This is a genomic window from Streptomyces sp. NPDC093252, from assembly GCF_040683675.1.
Taxonomy (GTDB): domain Bacteria; phylum Actinomycetota; class Actinomycetes; order Streptomycetales; family Streptomycetaceae; genus Streptomyces.
Window position 1 is genome coordinate 428,128 of the sequence record NZ_JBFBEM010000008.1, and the last position, 18,179, is coordinate 446,306.

The 18,179-nt window shown below is 71.1% G+C and carries 10 protein-coding genes and 2 pseudogenes; 6 read left to right on the top strand and 6 right to left on the bottom strand.

Going from position 1 to position 18,179, the window contains the following annotated elements:
- Window positions 1-59: 59 nt before the first annotated feature.
- Window positions 60-3,860 carry a hydantoinase B/oxoprolinase family protein gene (locus tag AB0O01_RS19665; protein ID WP_365314908.1) on the top strand — a complete coding sequence of 1,267 codons (3,801 nt, stop codon included), beginning with the start codon at window positions 60-62 and terminating at the stop codon, window positions 3,858-3,860.
- Window positions 3,841-4,446 carry an ATP/GTP-binding protein gene (locus tag AB0O01_RS19670; protein ID WP_365314910.1) on the top strand — a complete coding sequence of 202 codons (606 nt, stop codon included), beginning with the start codon at window positions 3,841-3,843 and terminating at the stop codon, window positions 4,444-4,446. Before AB0O01_RS19665 ends, AB0O01_RS19670 begins: the two co-directional genes overlap by 20 nt.
- A 294-nt stretch (window positions 4,447-4,740) precedes the next feature.
- On the opposite strand, the gene AB0O01_RS19675 is transcribed toward AB0O01_RS19670, so the two are convergent.
- From AB0O01_RS19675 to AB0O01_RS19685, 3 genes and pseudogenes are all read right to left on the bottom strand, one after another.
- Window positions 4,741-6,393, bottom strand: coding sequence for a GGDEF domain-containing protein (locus AB0O01_RS19675; RefSeq protein WP_365314912.1), 1,653 nt, complete (start codon window positions 6,391-6,393; stop codon window positions 4,741-4,743).
- A 237-nt stretch (window positions 6,394-6,630) separates the two neighbouring features.
- Window positions 6,631-7,849 (bottom strand): annotated as a pseudogene (locus AB0O01_RS19680) (lipid-transfer protein).
- Window positions 7,846-8,076, bottom strand: a pseudogene (locus AB0O01_RS19685) (benzoylsuccinyl-CoA thiolase); the annotation flags it as partial. The pseudogenes AB0O01_RS19685 and AB0O01_RS19680, both read right to left, overlap by 4 nt.
- A gap of 213 nt (window positions 8,077-8,289) precedes the next feature.
- On the opposite strand from AB0O01_RS19685, the gene AB0O01_RS19690 reads away from it, so the two are divergent.
- Together AB0O01_RS19690 and AB0O01_RS19695 are read left to right on the top strand one after the other, a co-directional pair.
- A complete protein-coding gene (locus AB0O01_RS19690; protein ID WP_365314913.1) occupies window positions 8,290-9,174 on the top strand; it encodes a M15 family metallopeptidase in 885 nt (294 codons plus the stop codon).
- Window positions 9,175-9,234: 60 nt separating this feature from the next.
- Window positions 9,235-9,768, top strand: coding sequence for an NUDIX domain-containing protein (locus tag AB0O01_RS19695; RefSeq protein WP_365314915.1), 534 nt, complete (start codon window positions 9,235-9,237; stop codon window positions 9,766-9,768).
- On the opposite strand, the gene AB0O01_RS19700 is transcribed toward AB0O01_RS19695, so the two are convergent.
- A complete protein-coding gene (locus AB0O01_RS19700; protein ID WP_365314917.1) occupies window positions 9,762-12,137 on the bottom strand; it encodes a TIM-barrel domain-containing protein in 2,376 nt (791 codons plus the stop codon). The two genes, AB0O01_RS19695 and AB0O01_RS19700, sit on opposite strands and share 7 nt — an antisense overlap.
- Before the next feature lie 213 nt (window positions 12,138-12,350).
- Here AB0O01_RS19700 and AB0O01_RS19705 point away from each other — a divergent pair, with 213 nt between their 5' ends.
- The gene (locus AB0O01_RS19705; protein ID WP_365314918.1) at window positions 12,351-14,318 is read left to right on the top strand and encodes an acetoacetate--CoA ligase; all 1,968 of its coding nucleotides are present in this window, start codon (window positions 12,351-12,353) and stop codon (window positions 14,316-14,318) included.
- Window positions 14,319-14,495: 177 nt separating this feature from the next.
- Complete coding sequence (locus AB0O01_RS19710) at window positions 14,496-15,395, top strand: hypothetical protein (RefSeq protein ID WP_365314919.1); 900 nt, start codon at window positions 14,496-14,498, stop codon at window positions 15,393-15,395.
- A gap of 87 nt (window positions 15,396-15,482) precedes the next feature.
- On the opposite strand, the gene ptsP is transcribed toward AB0O01_RS19710, so the two are convergent.
- Entirely contained in the window at window positions 15,483-17,153 is a 1,671-nt protein-coding gene (gene ptsP / locus AB0O01_RS19715) for a phosphoenolpyruvate--protein phosphotransferase (protein ID WP_365314920.1), read from the bottom strand.
- Window positions 17,154-17,231: 78 nt separating this feature from the next.
- On the bottom strand, window positions 17,232-17,681 hold the full coding sequence (locus AB0O01_RS19720) for a PTS glucose transporter subunit IIA (RefSeq protein WP_365314922.1): 450 nt from the start codon (window positions 17,679-17,681) through the stop codon (window positions 17,232-17,234).
- Window positions 17,682-18,179 lie beyond the last annotated feature (498 nt).

Sequence of the window (18,179 nt, forward strand, 5' to 3'; positions counted from 1 at the left end):
TGATCCGACCGATCGTCGGCATCCCTCCGCGGCCCCGCGCACGGCGGCCCACAGGGACGGTGCCGAGCAGCGCGATCCAGGAGACCAAGGTGACGACGGGCTGGCAGTTCTGGGTCGACCGGGGCGGCACCTTCACGGACATCGTCGCCCGCCGCCCCGACGGAACCCTCCTCACCCACAAACTGCTCTCCGACGACCCCGCGCGCTACACCGACGCCGCCGTAGCCGGTGTGCAGGCCCTGCTGGGCGGCTCCGACCAGCCCGTGGAAGCCGTCCGCATGGGCACCACCGTCGCCACCAACGCCCTGCTGGAACGCAAGGGCGAACGCACCCTGCTGATCATCACCCGCGGCTTCCGCGACGCCCTGCGCATCGCCTACCAGAACCGCCCCCAGATCTTCGCCCGCCGCATCGACCTCCCCGAACTGCTCCACGAACAGGTCGTCGAGGTGGACGAACGCATCACCGCCGACGGCACCGTCCTGCGCCCGCCCGATCTGGAGGCGCTCGAAGGGCCCCTGCGCCGGGCCCACGAGGACGGCATCCGCGCGGTCGCCGTGGTCTGCCTGCACAGCCACCTCCACCCCGCCCACGAGCGGGCCGTCGGCGAACTGGCCGCCCGCATCGGATTCCCGCAGATCTCGCTCTCCAGCGAGGTCAGCCCCCTGATGAAGCTCGTCCCCCGCGGGGACACCACCGTGGTCGACGCCTACCTCTCGCCCGTACTGCGCCACTACGTCCGCCAGGTCGCCGGCCAACTGCACGGCGTGCGGCTGATGTTCATGCAGTCCAACGGAGGACTCGCCGAGGCCGGCCAGTTCCGCGGCAAGGACGCCGTCCTGTCCGGCCCCGCCGGAGGCATCGTCGGCATGGCGCGCATGTCGCGACTCGCTGGATTCGACCGGGTGATCGGCTTCGACATGGGCGGCACCTCCACCGATGTCTCCCACTTCGCGGGCGAGTACGAACGCGTCTTCACCACCCGCATCGCGGGCGTCCGGCTGCGTTCGCCCATGCTCGACATCCACACCGTGGCCGCGGGCGGCGGCTCGGTCCTGCACTTCGACGGCGCCCGCTACCGCGTAGGGCCGGACTCGGCGGGCGCGGACCCGGGCCCCGCCTGCTACCGGGGCGGCGGCCCGCTCACCGTCACCGACGCCAATGTCCTGCTCGGCCGGATCCAGCCCGCCCACTTCCCGCGCGTGTTCGGCCCCGACGGCGACCAGCCCCTCGACGACACCGTGGTCCACGAGCGCTTCACCGCCCTCGCGCACGAGATCCGCGCGAGCACCGGCGACGACCGCACCCCCGAGCAGGTCGCCGAGGGCTACCTCCGGATCGCCGTCGCCAACATCGCCAACGCCGTGAAACGGATCTCCGTCCAGCAGGGCCACGACGTCACCCGCTACACGCTCACCACCTTCGGCGGCGCCGGCGGCCAGCACGCGTGCAGCGTCGCCGAGTCGCTCGGCATCCGTACCGTGCTGGTCCCACCCATGGCGGGCCTGCTCTCCGCGCTCGGCATCGGCCTCGCCGACACCACCGCCATGCGCGAGCGGTCCGTCGAAGCCCCACTGGAACCCGCCGCCATGCCCGGCATCCGCACCACCGCCGACGCACTCGAACAAGCGGCCCGCGCCGAACTCCGCGCGGAGGGCATCCCCGAGGACCGCATCCGGACCGTCCGCCGCGCCCAGCTCCGCTACGACGGCACCGACACCACCCTCACCGTCCGCCTCGCCGCACCGGACGCCATGCGGCAGGACTTCGAAGCACGTCATCGCGCCACGTACTCCTTCACGCTCGACCGCCCGATCGTCGTCGAAGCACTCTCCGTCGAAGCCACCGGAATCACCCAACCCCCCGATCTCTCGGCCCTCGCCCCGTACGAAGGCCGCCCCGCCCCACCCGACACCGTGCGCCTGCACACCGGCGGCGCCTGGCGCGACGTACCCCTCCACCGCCGCACGGCACTACCACCCGGCGAGAGAGTCACCGGCCCGGCGATCATCACCGAGGCCGGCGCCACCACCGTCGTCGACGACGGCTGGTGGGCCACCGCGAGCCACGACGGGCATCTGGTCATGGAACGCGCGGCGATTACACAGAGTTCCGACCCGAGCACAAATCTGAACGCGCATCCGAACACAGATCAGAGCGCGGCTCGGAACACAGATCACCCCACCGCCCAGCCCACCGCGCAGAGCGCCGCCCAGCCCCTCGCACACAGCACCGACCCGGCATCCGATCCCGACACACAGATCGATCCGGTCCTGCTGGAGGTCTTCAACAACCTCTTCATGTCGATCGCCGAGCAGATGGGCGCCCGGCTGGAGTCGACCGCCCAGTCCGTCAACATCAAGGAACGGCTCGACTTCTCCTGCGCACTCTTCGACCCCGACGGAAACCTGGTGGCCAACGCCCCGCACATCCCCGTCCACCTGGGCTCGATGGGCACCAGTGTCCAGGAGGTCATCCGCCGCCGCGGCTCCGCGATGCGCCCCGGCGACACCTACGCCGTCAACGACCCGTACCACGGCGGTACCCACCTCCCCGACATCACCGTGATCACCCCCCTCTTCGGCACCGACCCGACCGGCACCGCACAGCGTGACCGGATCCTCTTCTACGTCGCCTCCCGCGGCCACCACGCCGAGATCGGCGGCATCGCCCCCGGCTCCATGCCCGCCGACAGCCGCACCATCGACGAGGAGGGCATCCTCTTCGACAACTGGCTGCTCGCCGAGAACGGCCGCTTCCGCGAGCAGGAGACCCTCCGCCTGCTCACCGAGGGCCCCCACCCGTCCCGCAACCCCGCCACCAACCTCGCCGACCTGCGCGCCCAGATCGCCGCCAACCACAAGGGCACCGACGAAGTCGCCCGCATGATCCACGACTTCGGTCTCGATGTCGTCCAGGCATACATGCGGCACGTCCAGGACAACGCCGAGGAATCGGTACGCCGGGTCATCGACGCCCTCGACGACGGCTCCCACGCCTATGAGACCGACTCCGGCGCGATCATCCGCGTCCGCATCGAGGTCGACCGTACGGACCGCTCCGCCACCATCGACTTCACCGGCACCACCGCACAACTCCCCACCAACTTCAACGCCCCCTACGCCGTCGTCAACGCGGCCGTCCTGTACGTCTTCCGCACCCTGGTCGCCGACGACATCCCGCTCAACGACGGCTGTCTGCGCCCCCTGCGGATCGTCGTACCGCCGGGCTCGATGCTCTCCCCCGAGCCGCCCGCCGCCGTCGTCGCGGGCAACGTGGAGACCTCCCAGGCGATCACCGGCGCCCTCTATGCCGCCCTGGGGGTCCAGGCCGAGGGCTCCGGCACCATGAACAACGTCACCTTCGGCAACGCGCGCCACCAGTACTACGAGACCGTCGCCTCCGGATCCGGCGCGGGCGACGGCTTCCCCGGCGCCGATGTCGTACAGACCCATATGACCAACTCACGCCTCACCGACCCGGAGGTCCTGGAGTGGCGGCTGCCCGTCCTCCTGGACGAGTTCACCGTGCGCCGGGGGAGCGGCGGCGCCGGCCGCTGGCGCGGCGGGGACGGCGCCGTACGCCGGATCCGCTTCCGCGAGCCCATGACCGTCTCCACCCTGTCCCAGCACCGCCGGGTGCCCCCGTACGGCATGAACGGCGGTGAACCCGGGGCACTCGGCGCCAACCGCGTGGAGCGTGCGGACGGTACGGTCACCCCACTGGGCGGCAGCGACGCCACGGACGTCGGCCCCGGCGACGTGCTCGTCATCGAAACCCCCGGCGGCGGAGGCTACGGGCCCCCGCCCGCCGATCCCCATCGAGCAGGAGAAGAGACCGATGAAGTTCGGGCGATCTGAGCGCGGCAAGTCCCCGGTCGAGCCCGTCACGCTCAAGATCCTCGTGGCAGGCGGCTTCGGCGTGGGCAAGACCACCCTGGTCGGCGCGGTCAGCGAGATCAGGCCGCTGCGCACCGAGGAACTGCTCACCGAGGCGGGCCGCCCGGTCGACGACACCAGCGGCGTGGAGGGCAAGCACACCACCACCGTCGCCATGGACTTCGGCCGCATCACCCTGCGCGAGGACCTCGTCCTGTACCTCTTCGGGACACCCGGCCAGGAGCGGTTCTGGTTCATGTGGGACGAACTGTCCGAAGGCGCCCTGGGGGCGGTCGTCCTCGCCGACACCCGGCGCCTGGAGGACTGCTTCGCCGCCGTGGACTACTTCGAACGCCGCTCCATCCCTTTCGTCGTCGGCGTCAACTGCTTCGAGGGGGCGGCCCGTTACCCGGCCCACACGGTCCGCCAGGCCCTCGATCTGGACGACGGTGTCCCGGTCGTCCTGTGCGACGCGCGCGACCGCGAGTCGGTGAAGGAGGTCCTCATCGGCGTCGTCGAGCACGCGATGGCCGTCGCCGCGGAACGCCGCCAGAAGGTGACGACCTGAACCAAGCCCCCTTGCCGGGTGCACGCCGGGCCCGGTCAGCGGGACGCCACCCACACCCCAGACCCTCATCCCGAGCCCCGAGCCCCGAGAGGCTCCTGAAGCCCACCCCACACCGCCTGAATCGGCTTCTGACGCCCTTGGAGCCACGGAGGGTCCCCAGGAGTCCCCCCGGCACCCCTCCACGCCTCCCAAGCCAACAGAGGCCCCCTCAGCACCCGTAGCGGGCCACGATCCGGACGGCGCCCACCTACCCCCCTCCTCCACCGACCCCCACCCCGCTCCCACCCCACCCCCTCACCCCCGCCCCGGCTCCGCCACCGCGAACCCCGCCCGCCCCGCCGAGGGCCCCGCACCCCGCCGCACCTCATGCCCCGGCAACCCCGCCCGCCCCAGCACCCAACTCGCCCCGTCGAGCCCCTTGGCGGCCTTCTTGAGCGGCGCGAGAGACGCCGCCGCCTCCCGGTGATCGGCCACGCTCCCCGGCACACAGACCACCGTGGCCAGCGACAACGTCACTGGCAGCCCACCCGCGGACCAGGGCACGTCCAGCACCGACGCGGCCATCGGATCGAGCCCCTCCGGATCGGCCAGGACCAGGAAGTCGTCCCCGCCGATATGACCCACCCGCATGCTCCCGGTGGCCACCCGTTGCAGCATCCGCCCCACCGACCGGATCAGTTCGTCCCCGGCCGCGAAGCCCGCCCCGTCGTTCACCTCCTTGAAGTGATCCACATCGAGCCAGCTCAGTGTGAACGTCCACCCGTCCGCGATCCGCCGGTCCACCTCCCCCGTGATCGCGTCGGACCCCGGCAGCCGCGTCAGCGGATTGAGCCCGACCGCCTCTTCCACCCGCGTCTCGGACAGCGCCCGCACCAGATCGGCCAGCCGTACGACCCCCACGCACCGGCCGTGATCATCGACCACGGCCACATCGTCGGACGTCCGCGCCCGGTCCCCGTCGGCCACGACGTCCAGCACCTCCCACGCCGTGGCGTGCACTCCGACCGTGCGCGGCCGATCGCCGAGCTTGGCGGCGGGCCGGTCCGCGTAGAGAGCGTGTCCGTAGCGCCCCGACATCGACAGCAGGAACCGTGACCGGTGCACCGACCGCACCGGCACCCCGTCCCGGTCCACCAGCAGTACCCCGGAGACATCCGGCGACCCGGTCAACAGCGCCCGCACCTGCCCCGCCGACGCCGTGTCCGGCAACAGCGCCGCAGGCCGTACGAACTCCCGCACCGACGGCCCCGGCCGCCGCACTGCCTCCGGAGCGGGGGAGCCCGACGGCACATACGCCTCCGCCACCGGCAGCCGGCTCGGCGGTGCGATCAACTGCCCCTGCGCGAGCTGCGCCCCCGCGGAACGGGCCGTCGCGCACTGGAGTTCCGTCTCCACGCCCTCGATGGCGAGCAGGGCGCCCAACTCCTCGCACAGCGCCCGCATCGACCTCACCGCCGCGGGCCGCGCCAGCAGCGACGCGTCCAGCTTCACCAGATCCGGCGCCAGGTCCGTCAGCAGCCGCAGCGGCACATCCCCATCACCCACCCCGTCCGCACTGATCCGGAACCCCTGCTCCCGCAACGCGCCCACCGCCTCCAGCAACGCCTGCTGCGGTACGTGGGTGTAGGGCGGCCCGATGTCCACCGTGACCTCCCACGGCAACCGCCCGGCCTGCCGCACCGCGTCGTGCAGCGGGGTGAGTCCACCGAGATCGGCGAGCGTGCCCGCGAACACATTCACATGCAGCGGCAGTGTCGCCCCCTTGCGCACCGCCGAGCGGAGCGCCAGCACCGCGAGCGTGCCGTCGAGTTCGGGATCCCGCCGCGCCTCGGCCAGGACGTCCCCGGCCTCCGGGCGGGCCAGGATCTCCAGTGCGGCGATCCCCCCGGTGGTGAGATTGACCACGGGCTGGAACGCGAAGCGGAGGGAATCCGTCCAGGAGCGCACGGGAGCATGATGACTCCCAGGACATACGCCGAAGGGCAATTCATAAGACGTTCACGCAGGATTCCGTACCGACCACAACGCGTACGATTCCCGCTCCGCCCCTGGTCGCACGACCACCCGAGCCGCCCGACCCCACACCCACCACCCACACCCAACTCCCCGATCCCACCGCCTCCCACCCCACCTCTCCCCACTGCCAACCACTCCACCCGCCCCCTCCCTCCCCTCCTCTCCCCATCACCGCACCGCGATCACCGCCGACCCATGCCCGAACAACCCCTGATTCACCGTGATCCCCACCCGTGCCCCCGCGACCTGCCGGTCTCCCGCCACCCCTCTCAACCGCCACGTCACCTCACAGACCTGCGCGATGGCCTGAGCCGGCACGGCTTCCCCGAACGACGCCAGCCCACCGCTCACGTTCACCGGTATGCGCCTACCCACCGCCGTCGCCCCCTCCCGCAGCAGCTTCACCCCCTCACCCGCACCAGACAGCCCGAGATCCTCGTACCACTGCAACTCCAGCGCGGTGGAGAGGTCGTACACCTCCGCCAGTGACAACTCCTCGGCCCCGATCCCCGCCCCCGCATAGGCCGCGCGCACGATCGACTCCCTGAAGGACACCGGGTCCGGTTCGACCGCCACCGCCGAGTCCGTCGCCAGGTCCGGCAGATCCAGCACCGTGGCCGGGCAGCGCGGTGTCACCGTCGAGACCGCCCGGATCCGCACCGGCGCCGACACCCCGTGCCGCCGAGCGCACTCCATGCTGGACAGCACCAGCGCCGCCCCGCCGTCGGAGGTGGCGCAGACGTCGAGCAGCCGCAGCGGATCGGCGACCAGTCGCAGCGGATCGGCGACCAGCGGCGAGGCCGTCACCTCCTCGGCCGTGACCCGCGTGCGATAGCGCGCGTACGGGTTCAGCGCCCCCATGGCGGAGTTCTTCACCTTGACCTGCGCGAAGTCCTCCACGGTGTCCCCATGCACCGCCATCCGCCATCCGCCTGCGCGCGTAGAGCCCGAAGTACACCGGATTCGTGGTCCCGAGCAGCCGGAACCGCAGCCAGTCCGGATCATCCGGCCGATCCCCGCCGACCGGCCGGAAGAACCCCTTGGAAGCGGCATCCGCCCCCACCACGAGCACCACATCGGCCAGCCCTGCCAGAATCTGTGCCCGCGCGGCGCCCACCGCCTGCGCCCCCGACGCGCAGGCCGCGTACACGCTCGCCACCCGAGCCCCCTGCCACCAGAGCGCCTTCGCGAACGAGGCACCGACCACATACCCCGGATATCCGCCACGCACCGTGTCCGCGCCCACGATCGACTCCACGTCCCGCCACGCCACCGAGGCGTCCGCGAGCGCCGCCCGAGCCGCTACCACCCCATACTCGACGAAGCCGCGCCCCCACTTGCCCCATGGATGCATCCCCACGCCCAGCACCGCCACATCGCCCGTCATGCCAACACCCCCGTAGGCCGCCAGTACCAGGTCAGCCACGTAGTCTCCGCGTCATCGTGCAGTGCGCCGAACACGGCCTCCACCTCCATGCCCACCGCCAGATCAGCGGCGGTGACGCCCGGCGGAGCCTGCCCCAGAATCACGATCCGGTCCTCCGCCGGCTCTGAAGCGATCAACGCGCACGGCTCCCACGGAAGTTCCGGATTCGTCACATAGGGTGACGGAGGAGGCTCCTCCCCCGACCCCGAGCTGACGATCCGTCAGAATCCGAAATCCGAGTCTGCCACGGCCCACCACACACCGGCAGAGGGCCGCACCCACCCAAACCAGCCCCCCGCCCGGCCGGCCCCTCCCACCGACCGACCCATTCCGGACACCCCCCACCCCCTCCGCCCCGACACGCTTCCGCCCCCCACAGCCGCCTGATAGACGCAGACCCCATGACACAACCCCCCACCACCCCACGGGCTCTCCCTGCCGCCTTCACCGCCCTACTGATCCTCACCGCCACCCCAGCGCCCGTCCCTCCAGCACCCGCCGCCCCAGCACCCACCACCCCGGCATCAGCCTTCCCCGCGCCCGCCCACCGGACATCCCCCCACCCGCCCGCCGAGCCCACCGCCCCCAAGGACTTCGTGGCCCTCCGCACCATCGACCGGACGATCATCGAGGACATCCGCTACACCACCCCCCACAACTTCGTCGGCGACCCCATCGACGGCTACCACCACCCCCTGTGCCTCCTCACCCGCCCCGCCGCCCAGGCCCTCCACAAGGCCCAGCGCACCCTCCTCCGCCAGGGCTACTCCCTCAAGGTGTACGACTGCTATCGCCCTCAGCGCGCGGTGGACCACTTCGTCCGCTGGGCCGAGGACCTCGACGACGAGGCCATGAAGCGCGAGTTCTACCCGGACATCGACAAGTCCCGCCTCTTCGCGGACGGCTACATCGCGAAGAAGTCCGGCCACAGCCGCGGCTCGACCGTCGACCTCACCCTCGTCCCCCTCCCGGCCCGCCCCACCAGGCCCTGCATCCCCGGCGAGCCCCTGGTGCCCTGCCACGCGCCACAGTCGCGGCGCTTCCCCGACAACTCGGTCGACATGGCCACCGGCTACAACTGCTTCGACACCCTCTCCCACACCCTCGACCCACGTGTCCAGGGCCCCCAGCGCGCCCATCGGCTCCTGCTGAAGGACACCCTCGAAGACCTCGGATTCGTGAACCTCACCGAGGAGTGGTGGCACTTCACCCACCGCCCCGAGCCCTACCCCGCCACCTACTTCGACTTCCCCGTGGCCTGGAAATCCCTCACCAAAGGCACATGACAAGGACGAATGGCACCGCGCGGAGAGACGCCCTCCACGTCATCGGATACAGTCCGCGACGTGTCCGAGAACCCACAACCCATCCCCAACTCCGCAGCCGACTCCCACTGTTCGAGCTGCGGGGCGCCCTATGGAAAGGGCATCACCGGCTGGCCCCGCACCTGCGCGTCGTGCGGCACCGTGGCCTACCGCAACCCGCTGCCGGTCGCCGTGGCCCTCCAGCCTGTGTACGACACCCAGGGCACCGCCCTGGTCGTCATCAGGCGCACCATCGCCCCCGCCCTGGGCGGCATCGCGCTCCCCGGCGGTTTCATCGACGACCGCGAGGACTGGCGCCATGCCATCGTCCGGGAGCTGAAGGAAGAGACCGGCATCGACGCCGCCGCCCGCGACGTCCGGCTCGCCGACGCCATGAGCGCCCCCGACGGCTACCTGCTGCTCTTCGGCCTCCTCCCCGAACGCCCCGTCGACGGACTGCCCCCGTCGGCGGCCACGGACGAGACCGAGGGCTGGCACCTGCTGCGCCGGCCCGAGGAACTGGCCTTCCCGCTGCACACCGTGGCCGCCAGAGCCTGGTTCGAGGGCCGCTACTGAGCCGGGCCCTCCGGGAGCCCGCGGACGCGGACCGGGTGGGGCGGCTCCGCCGGGCCGTCCTCCCGCTCCCGCTCGACGACCACCTGTGAGCCCTCCCAGCGGGTGAAGTACCGCTCGACCTCCGGCTCGTCCCATCCGTCGCCGCTGTCCGCCACCACCAGCCCGCTCCCCGTCCGCCCCCGCGCGGGCGCCCACACCTCCAACTCCAGCCCGCCGTCCTTCCCCCGCACCGGAAGGACGGCACCTGCCCGCGCCAGCACCGGAATCCGTGCCAGGGGCGCGTCCACCAGCACTTGCCCAGGACCCTCGTAAGCCCGCTCCGTCGTCGTGTCGTACCAGCGCCCGCGCGGCAGTTGCACCGCCCGCCGGTCCGCCCCCGGGTCGAGCACCGGCGCCACCAGCAGCGCGTCACCCAGCAGAAACGCGTCCTCGCAGTCCCGCAGCGCACGGTCCTCCGGCGCCCCCCACCACAACGGCCGCACATAAGGGGCACCCGTCCGCCGCGCCAGATGCGCCAGCGTCACGAAGTACGGCAGCAGCCGCCTGCGCTCTAGCAGCGCCCCGCGCGCGTGCCCCAGGACATCGGGCCCGAACTCCCACGGCTCCCGCCGCCCCGCCCGCATGCTCGCGTGCGTACGGAACAGCGGCAGATAGGCCCCCAACTGGAACCACCGCAGATACAGCTCCGCGGACGGAAACCCGTCGAACCCGCCCACGTCCGGCCCCGAGTACGGCACCCCGCACAGCCCGAGCCCCATGACCAGCGCCAGGGACGCCCGCAGCCCCGGCCAGCCGGTCGCCACGTCCCCCGACCAGGTCCCGCCATAGCGCTGCATCCCGGCCCAGCCCGCCCGGGAGAACACGAACGGCCGCTCCTCCGGACACAGCTCCCGCAGCCCCTCGTACGCCGCCCTGGCCATCCCCAGGGCGTACACGTTGTGCGCCTCCCTGTGGTCGCCTCCACGACCCTCCAGGGCGTGTCGCGCCGACCTCGGCAGCGTGGACTCACCGAACGCGGCGAACGACGTCGGCTCGTTCATGTCGTGCCAGAACCCCGCGAACCCCTGCGCCAGCCGCTCCTCGTACTGCCGGCCCCACCAGGCCCGCACCCCCGCGTCCGTGAAATCGGGGAAGACCGACTCCCCGGGCCACACCAGCCCCCGTACGACCTGCCCCGAGGCATCCCGCACGAACGCGTCCCGGGCCGCCCCGCCGTCGTACAGCGCGCCCCCCGGTGCCGCCTTCACCGCCGGATCGACGATCGACACCAGCCGGACCCCGTCCCGCCGCAGATCCTCGGCGAGTCCCGGCAGCTTGGGAAAGCGCTCGTGGTCGACCGTGAACACCTGGTGCCCGTCGAAGTGGTCGATGTCCAAATGCACGGCGTCGAGCGGCAGCCCGTGCTCCTGATAGCCGGCCACGATCCGGCGCACCTCCTGCTCGCCGCCGAACCCCCAGCGCGCGTGATGATGCCCCAGCGCCCACACCGGCGGCAGCGCGGGCGCGCCCGTCAGCGAGGCCCAGCACAGCAGCACGCGCGCGGGCGTCCCCACCATCACCCAGCAGCGCAGCGGACCACCGTCCATCCGCAGCTCACTCGTCCCCGCCCGGTCGTGCCCCGACCCGGCCCCTTCCTCGCCCTCCGCCAGGCTCACCGTCCCGTCCCAGGACGTGTCGTAGAAGATCAGATGCGTCGAGGCGTCGGCCACCACCATCTGCACCGGCATCGTCACGTACAGCGGATCCTCGTCCGGCCCGAACGGCCGCCCGGGGTCGGTGTTCCACAGCCGGTACGTCCCGTCCCGCAGCCGCGGCCCCGAAGCGCGCCCGCCGAGCCCGAAGAACCGGGCGTCCGACGCCACCTCCGAGCGCTGCATCCACCGCGCCACGCCCCCATGGACCGGCTCCCACCAGCGCGGCGGCTGCTCCCGGCGCAGAGTGACCCCGCCCGGCGTGAGCACCTCGACCGCCCCGTGCCGTGAGATCACCAGCGTCACCCGCTCGGCCACCACCCGCCAGCCGCCATCCTTGTCCGGCTCCAGCACGGCCCGCGGGTCCGGCTCCGGACAAACCCCCGCCAGTGCGTACGACGGCTCCGGGGCCGCCCCGTCCCAGCCCCAGAACACCGTCCCGTTCACCGCGACCATGATCCGCAGCTCCGAACGGGCGAACCGGATCAGCCCCCCACCAGGACCCGGCTCCACCTCCGTGACAGGCCCCGGCACCCGCGCGCGTTCCGCCCCCCGCTCCGGCAGCCCGGCCGCGTCCACCCGCCTCCTGCGCCAGGCGGCGCGTACGGTACGCAACCCGTGGGCTGCCCCCGCAGCACCGACCGACTTCACCGAACGCACCAGGTCACGACCATCCATGCTGTTCAGCCTGCCACTGACCCGCCCGTCCAGGGGGATCGTTCAACTCCCGTTCACCCGTGCTGGGAGCACATCTTCAGGACCAGGACTATGTGGGGCAGAACCTGGTGCACCCGTCGATCACGTGGCATCGTCCCCATGAGCCGTGTCGCGCGCCCACCACAGCCCGTGAGCGACCGACGCAACGACGCGCAGAGTCCCGGGAGCCACCACATGCCGACCGCCACCCCTCAGCCACTCTGGCAGCCGGATCCGCAGCGCATCGCGGAAGCGCGGATCACGAAGTTCCAGGCATGGGCGGCCGAGCACCACGGAGCCCCCGCCGAGGGCGGCTACCCGGCCCTGCACCAGTGGTCCGTCACCGCCCTGGAGGACTTCTGGAAGGCCGTCACCGAGTGGTTCGACGTACGGTTCACCACCCCCTATGCGCGCGTGCTGGGTAGCCGCGACATGCCCGGCGCCCAGTGGTTCCCCGGAGCCACCCTCAACTACGCCGAGCACGCCCTGCGCGCCGCCGACGACCGCCCCGCCGAAACAGCCCTCCTCTGCGTCGACGAGACCCATGAACCGCAACCGGTGACCTGGGGCGAGCTGCGCGGCCAGGTCGGCTCCCTCGCCGCCGAACTGCGCGCCCTCGGCGTACGCCCCGGCGACCGCGTCTGCGCCTACGTCCCGAACATCCCGCAGGCCGTGGTCGCCCTCCTCGCCACGGCGGCCGTCGGCGGCGTATGGACGTCCTGTGCCCCCGATTTCGGCGCCCGCAGCGTCCTGGACCGCTTCCAGCAGGTCGAACCCGTCGTCCTGTTCACCGTCGACGGATACCGCTACGGCGGCAAGGAGCACGACCGCCGCGACACCGTCGCCGAACTCCGCCGCGACCTGCCCACCCTCCGCGCGGTCGTCCACATCCCCCTCCTCGGCACCGAGGCCCCCGAGGGCACCCTGGAATGGCAGACCCTGACCGCCGCGGACACGGCCCCGGTCTACGAGCAGGTCCCCTTCGACCACCCCCTGTGGGTGCTCTACTCCTCCGGCACCACCGGCCTGCCCAAGGCGATCGTCCAGTCCCAGGGCGGCATCCTCGTCGAACACCTCAAGCAGCTCGGCCTGCACTGCGACCTCGGTCCCGGCGACCGCTTCTACTGGTACACGTCGACCGGCTGGATGATGTGGAACTTCCTCGTCTCCGGCCTCCTGACCGGCACCACGATCGTCCTGCACGACGGCAGCCCCGGCTATCCCGAAACCGGCGCCCAGTGGCGCATCGCCGAACGCACCCGAGCCACCCTCTACGGCACCTCCGCCGCCTACGTGATGGCCTGCCGCAAGGCCGACGTCCACCCCGCGCGCGACCACGACCTCTCCTCGGTGCGCTGCGTCGCCACCACCGGCTCCCCCCTGCCCGCCGACGGCTTCCGCTGGCTCCACGACGAGGTCCGCGACGACCTCTGGATCGCCTCCGTCAGCGGCGGCACCGACGTCTGCTCCTGCTTCGCCGGCGCCGTCCCCACCCTCCCCGTCCACATCGGCGAACTCCAGGCTCCCTGCCTCGGCACCGACCTCCAGTCCTGGGACCCCGACGGCAACCCCCTCATCGACGAGGTCGGCGAACTCGTCGTCACCAACCCCATGCCCTCCATGCCGATCCGCTTCTGGAACGACCCCGACGGCAGCCGCTACCACGACAGCTACTTCGACACCTACCCCGGCGTCTGGCGCCACGGCGACTGGATCACCGTCACCTCGCACGGCTCCGTGATCATCCACGGCCGCTCCGACTCCACCCTCAACCGCCAGGGCGTCCGCATGGGCTCGGCCGACATCTACGAAGCCGTCGAACGCCTCCCCGAGATCAAGGAATCCCTGGTCATCGGCGTCGAACAACCCGACGGCGGCTACTGGATGCCCCTCTTCGTCCACCTTGCCCCCGGAGCAGAACTGGACGAAAGTCTCCTGACCCGCATCAAACAGACCATCCGCGCACAACTCTCCCCCCGCCACGTCCCCGACGAGGTCATCGAAGTCCCCGGCATCCCCCACACCCTCACCGGCAAACGCATCGAAGTCCCGGTCAAGCGCCTCCTCCAGGGCACCCCACTGGAAAAAGCGGTCAACCCCGGCTCGATCGACAACCTCGACCTCCTCCACTTCTACGAGGACCTGGCCCGCAAACGCGCCTGATCCCAGGGAAGTCAGCACCGTGCGCCCCCGGACGCCCCGGGGCCGCACCCCCTCACACCCACTCCGACCTGCAAAAACAACCCCTCACCCGATCGATGCCGACCTCACCCCACCCCCATTGTCAGTGCCGCCGGTTACTGTGAGTGAGCATTGATCGACTGCACACAGGGGGAAACCATGGCCCAGACCGACCAGTTGACCATGCGACGCGTCCTGCGCCGCGAAGTCGCCGGCACCATCGGCCTGCTCACCGACGAACACGACTTCCGCAGCATGCGCCGCTACAGCACCTTCGTCTTCGACGACCACCGGACCTATCTCCAACAGGTCGAAGCACTCCTCAAAACCCGCGCCTCCCAAGGCAGCCACACAACCGTCGCCCTCTTCGACCCCCAGGAATACGCCGAATTCTGTGTGAGCGCCGGACTGGACCCGGACATCCCCACCAGCCGCGCCCGCTACACCGCGGAACTCGCCACCACCGGCCCGACCCTCCCCTACGAGGGCCAGCCACTGGACGACCTGGTCCCCGCCCTCGTCGATGCGGCCGTCCGCCAGGCGACCTGGGACTACGCCTCCACCCTCCTCGCCCGCCTCGGCACCTGCGCCACCTGCGGCGAGGACATCGGCCGCGCGGCCTTCGCCCGCGCCTCCGCCCTCCTGGTCCGCATCCTCGACACCGCACCCCCCGGCGACCGGCACCTCGTCTGCACGGTCTCCGGCACCCCCGAGATGCTCGCCGCCGCCCTCCACGCCGACCAGAACCCCACCGGGGCGACCCAACTCGACGAAACCGAAGCCCTGGAGTTCACCACCGTCCTCGCGGTCGGCCTCGCCACCCACAACCCCGGCGGACTGGTCATGCGCACCAGCGCCCCCGGCACCATCGACCGCGTCTACGGATGGCGCCTGCGCGGCCAAGGACTCGCCCCCCTGACCGCAGGCGAGGTCTTCGACGCCTACTGCACCGACGTCGACTCCGGCGACCTCATCTCACCCGAATCCGGCGTCGACTACTGCGTCCCGCCCGACCTGGACATGGACATGGACGACACCACACCCGGCCACCACCACTGACACCACGAGGGGCTCCCCACCCTTCGGTGGAGAGCCCCTCACACACAGGACGATCCTGGCCAACCGGCCCCATCAGCCGCCCGACGACTACGCGCCGGACAACACCGCCTGCGCCGCGGCCCGCGCCTCATCGGCACTGTCCGAAGCCCGCGCGGCAGCCGCAGCCCGCTCGCACTGCGCCAGCGTGTACTTCGCCAGCGTCGCCCGCACATACGGAATCGACGCCGCACCCATGGACAGGGAGGTGACCCCCAGCCCGGTCAGCACACAGGCCAGCAGCGGATCCGACGCGGCCTCACCACAGACACCACAGCTCTTGCCCTCGGCCTTCGCCGCCTCGGCGGACAGCGCCACGAGGTCGAGCAGCGCTGGCTGCCACGGATCCTGCAACCGGGACACGGCCCCCACCTGACGGTCGGCGGCGAAGGTGTACTGCGCGAGGTCATTGGTCCCCAGCGAAAGGAACTCCACCTCCTGGAGCACCGACCGGGCCCGCAGAGCGGCCGACGGGATCTCCACCATGGCCCCGAACTTCGCCTTCAGCCCGGCCGCCCGACAAGCGTCGGCGAACGCCTTGGCGTCGGACCGGTCGGCCACCATGGGAGCCATGACCTCAAGGTAGACCGGCAGCCCTTCCGCGGCCTTGGCAAGCGCGATCAACTGTGTGCGCAGCACCTCGGGGTGGTCGAGCAACGAGCGCAGCCCCCGCACACCCAGCGCCGGGTTCGGCTCATCGGCAGGCGTCAGGAAGTCGAGCGGTTTGTCGGCACCCGCGTCGAGCACCCGCACCACGACCCGGCTCTCGGGAAACGCCTCCAGAACCTTCCGGTACGACTCGACCTGCTTCTCCTCGGACGGCGCGTTCTCGCTGTCATCCAGGAACAGGAACTCGGTACGGAAGAGACCGACGCCCTCTGCACCCGCCTCGACAGCCGCGGCCACATCACCCGGACCACCGACGTTCGCCAGCAGCGGCACCTTGTGCCCGTCGGAGGTGGCCCCGGGACCGGTCGACGAGGCCAGCGCAGCCCTGCGCTCGGCCGCGGCGGCCTCCAACTGCCCCTTCTTCTCCTCGGTCGGATTCACGAAGATCTCACCGCTGGCACCGTCGACCGCGATCATCGTGCCCTCGGCCAGCTCACCCGCACCGGGCAGCGCCACCACGGCAGGCACCCCCAGCGCCCGCGCCAGAATCGCGCTGTGGCTGGTCGGACCGCCCTCCTCGGTGACGAACCCGAGCACCAGAGCCGGATCCAGCAGGGCCGTGTCCGCCGGCGCCAGATCACGGGCGACCAGCACATACGGCTCGTCACTGTCCGGCACACCCGGCATCGGCACCCCGAGCAGACGAGCGACGATACGGTTCCGCACGTCATCGAGGTCCGCCACCCGCCCGGCCAGGTACTCACCGGCACCCGCCAGCAGCTCCCGGTACGCGGCGAACGCGTCGTAGACAGCCCGCTCGGCCGTGCTCCCCCCGGTCACTCGCCGGTCCACGTCGGCCATCAGCTCGGGGTCCTGAGCCATCAGCGCCTGCGCCTCCAGCACGGCCTGCGCCTCGCCCCCCGCCAGATTGCCGCGCGCGGTCAGGTCGGCCGCCACAGCCTCGACGGCCTGCCGGGCGCGCCCCTGCTCACGCTCCGCCTCCTCCGCCGGAATCTGTTTGGCGGGCGGTTCGAGCACGGCCGTTCCCATGTGCCGCACCTCGCCGATCGCCACACCCTGGCTCACGCCGACGCCCCGCAGCGTTGTGTCCATCTCACCCGTCTCCGATAGTGCGGCGGGTCCCGCCGCCGCGATGGTTGCCCTACTGCCGCCACTGGGACGGTGCAGACATCACTGCCAGACGAAGAGGCTGTCGCCCGCCTTGACGTCGCCGTCCTCACGCAGCTCGGACAGGGCCTCGGCCGACGCCTCCAGTGCCACGATCGGGCACACGGGCGACTTGCCCGCCTCCTCGACCGCGGCAGGGTTCCAGCGCACGATGGCCTGGCCACGCGTCACGGTGTCCCCCTTGTTCACCAGCAGCTCGAATCCCTCGCCGTTCAGTTGCACGGTGTCGATACCGAGGTGAGCGAGCACCCCGTGCCCCTCGCTGTCCACGACGACGAAGGCGTGCGGGTGCAGCGAGACGATGACGCCGTCGACGGGCGAAACGGCCTCGCCGGGCTCACGCACGGGGTCGATGGCGGTACCCGGGCCGACCATGGCCCCGGAGAAAACCGGATCCGGCACTGCGGCCAGTCCGATGGCGCGTCCGGCGATCGGGGACGACACAGTGGTCATGGGAAGCCTCCCAGGGGTGGAGATTCATCGGGGCCGGCCGTCACTGCTTGTCCCGGACGGCGCACTGTTGAGCAGGGTATGTCATATGAAGTCCCGGTTCCTTGCGAGAGGACCGGGTTCGCGACTCAAGGAGCGACCACAAATCGGTTTGCCCCCGCTCCAGAGCCGCCTGTACAGTCGTACTCCTGCTTGAGGTCGAGCAACGCACCAGGCGACTCTGCCCAGCAGCACCCAACTTGTCAGATCCTATCCCGGGGTCGCCTTCTGCATGCTTGCAGGAGGGTGGTCAGGGGGACGGAAAAACACTGATAGAGTTCGGGACATCGAAGGGAAGCGCCCGGAGGAAAGCCCGAGAGGGTGAGTACGAAGGAAGCGTCCGTTCCTTGAGAACTCAACAGCGTGTCAAAAATCAACGCCAGATATGTTGATACCCCGACATCGGGAGCCTTCGGGTTTCTGGTGGCAGGGTTCCTTTGAAGTAAAACACAGCGAGGACGC

Excerpts from the sequence above, each read along its gene's own strand:
- AB0O01_RS19700 (WP_365314917.1), bottom strand. The coding sequence starts at position 12,137 with ATGGATGGTCGTGACCTGGTGCGTTCGGTGAAGTCGGTCGGTGCTGCG.
- ptsP (WP_365314920.1), bottom strand. The coding sequence starts at position 17,153 with ATGGACACAACGCTGCGGGGCGTCGGCGTGAGCCAGGGTGTGGCGATC.
- AB0O01_RS19710 (WP_365314919.1), top strand. The coding sequence starts at position 14,496 with ATGGCCCAGACCGACCAGTTGACCATGCGACGCGTCCTGCGCCGCGAA.
- AB0O01_RS19720 (WP_365314922.1), bottom strand. The coding sequence starts at position 17,681 with ATGACCACTGTGTCGTCCCCGATCGCCGGACGCGCCATCGGACTGGCC.
- AB0O01_RS19670 (WP_365314910.1), top strand. The coding sequence starts at position 3,841 with ATGAAGTTCGGGCGATCTGAGCGCGGCAAGTCCCCGGTCGAGCCCGTC.
- AB0O01_RS19690 (WP_365314913.1), top strand. The coding sequence starts at position 8,290 with ATGACACAACCCCCCACCACCCCACGGGCTCTCCCTGCCGCCTTCACC.
- AB0O01_RS19705 (WP_365314918.1), top strand. The coding sequence starts at position 12,351 with ATGCCGACCGCCACCCCTCAGCCACTCTGGCAGCCGGATCCGCAGCGC.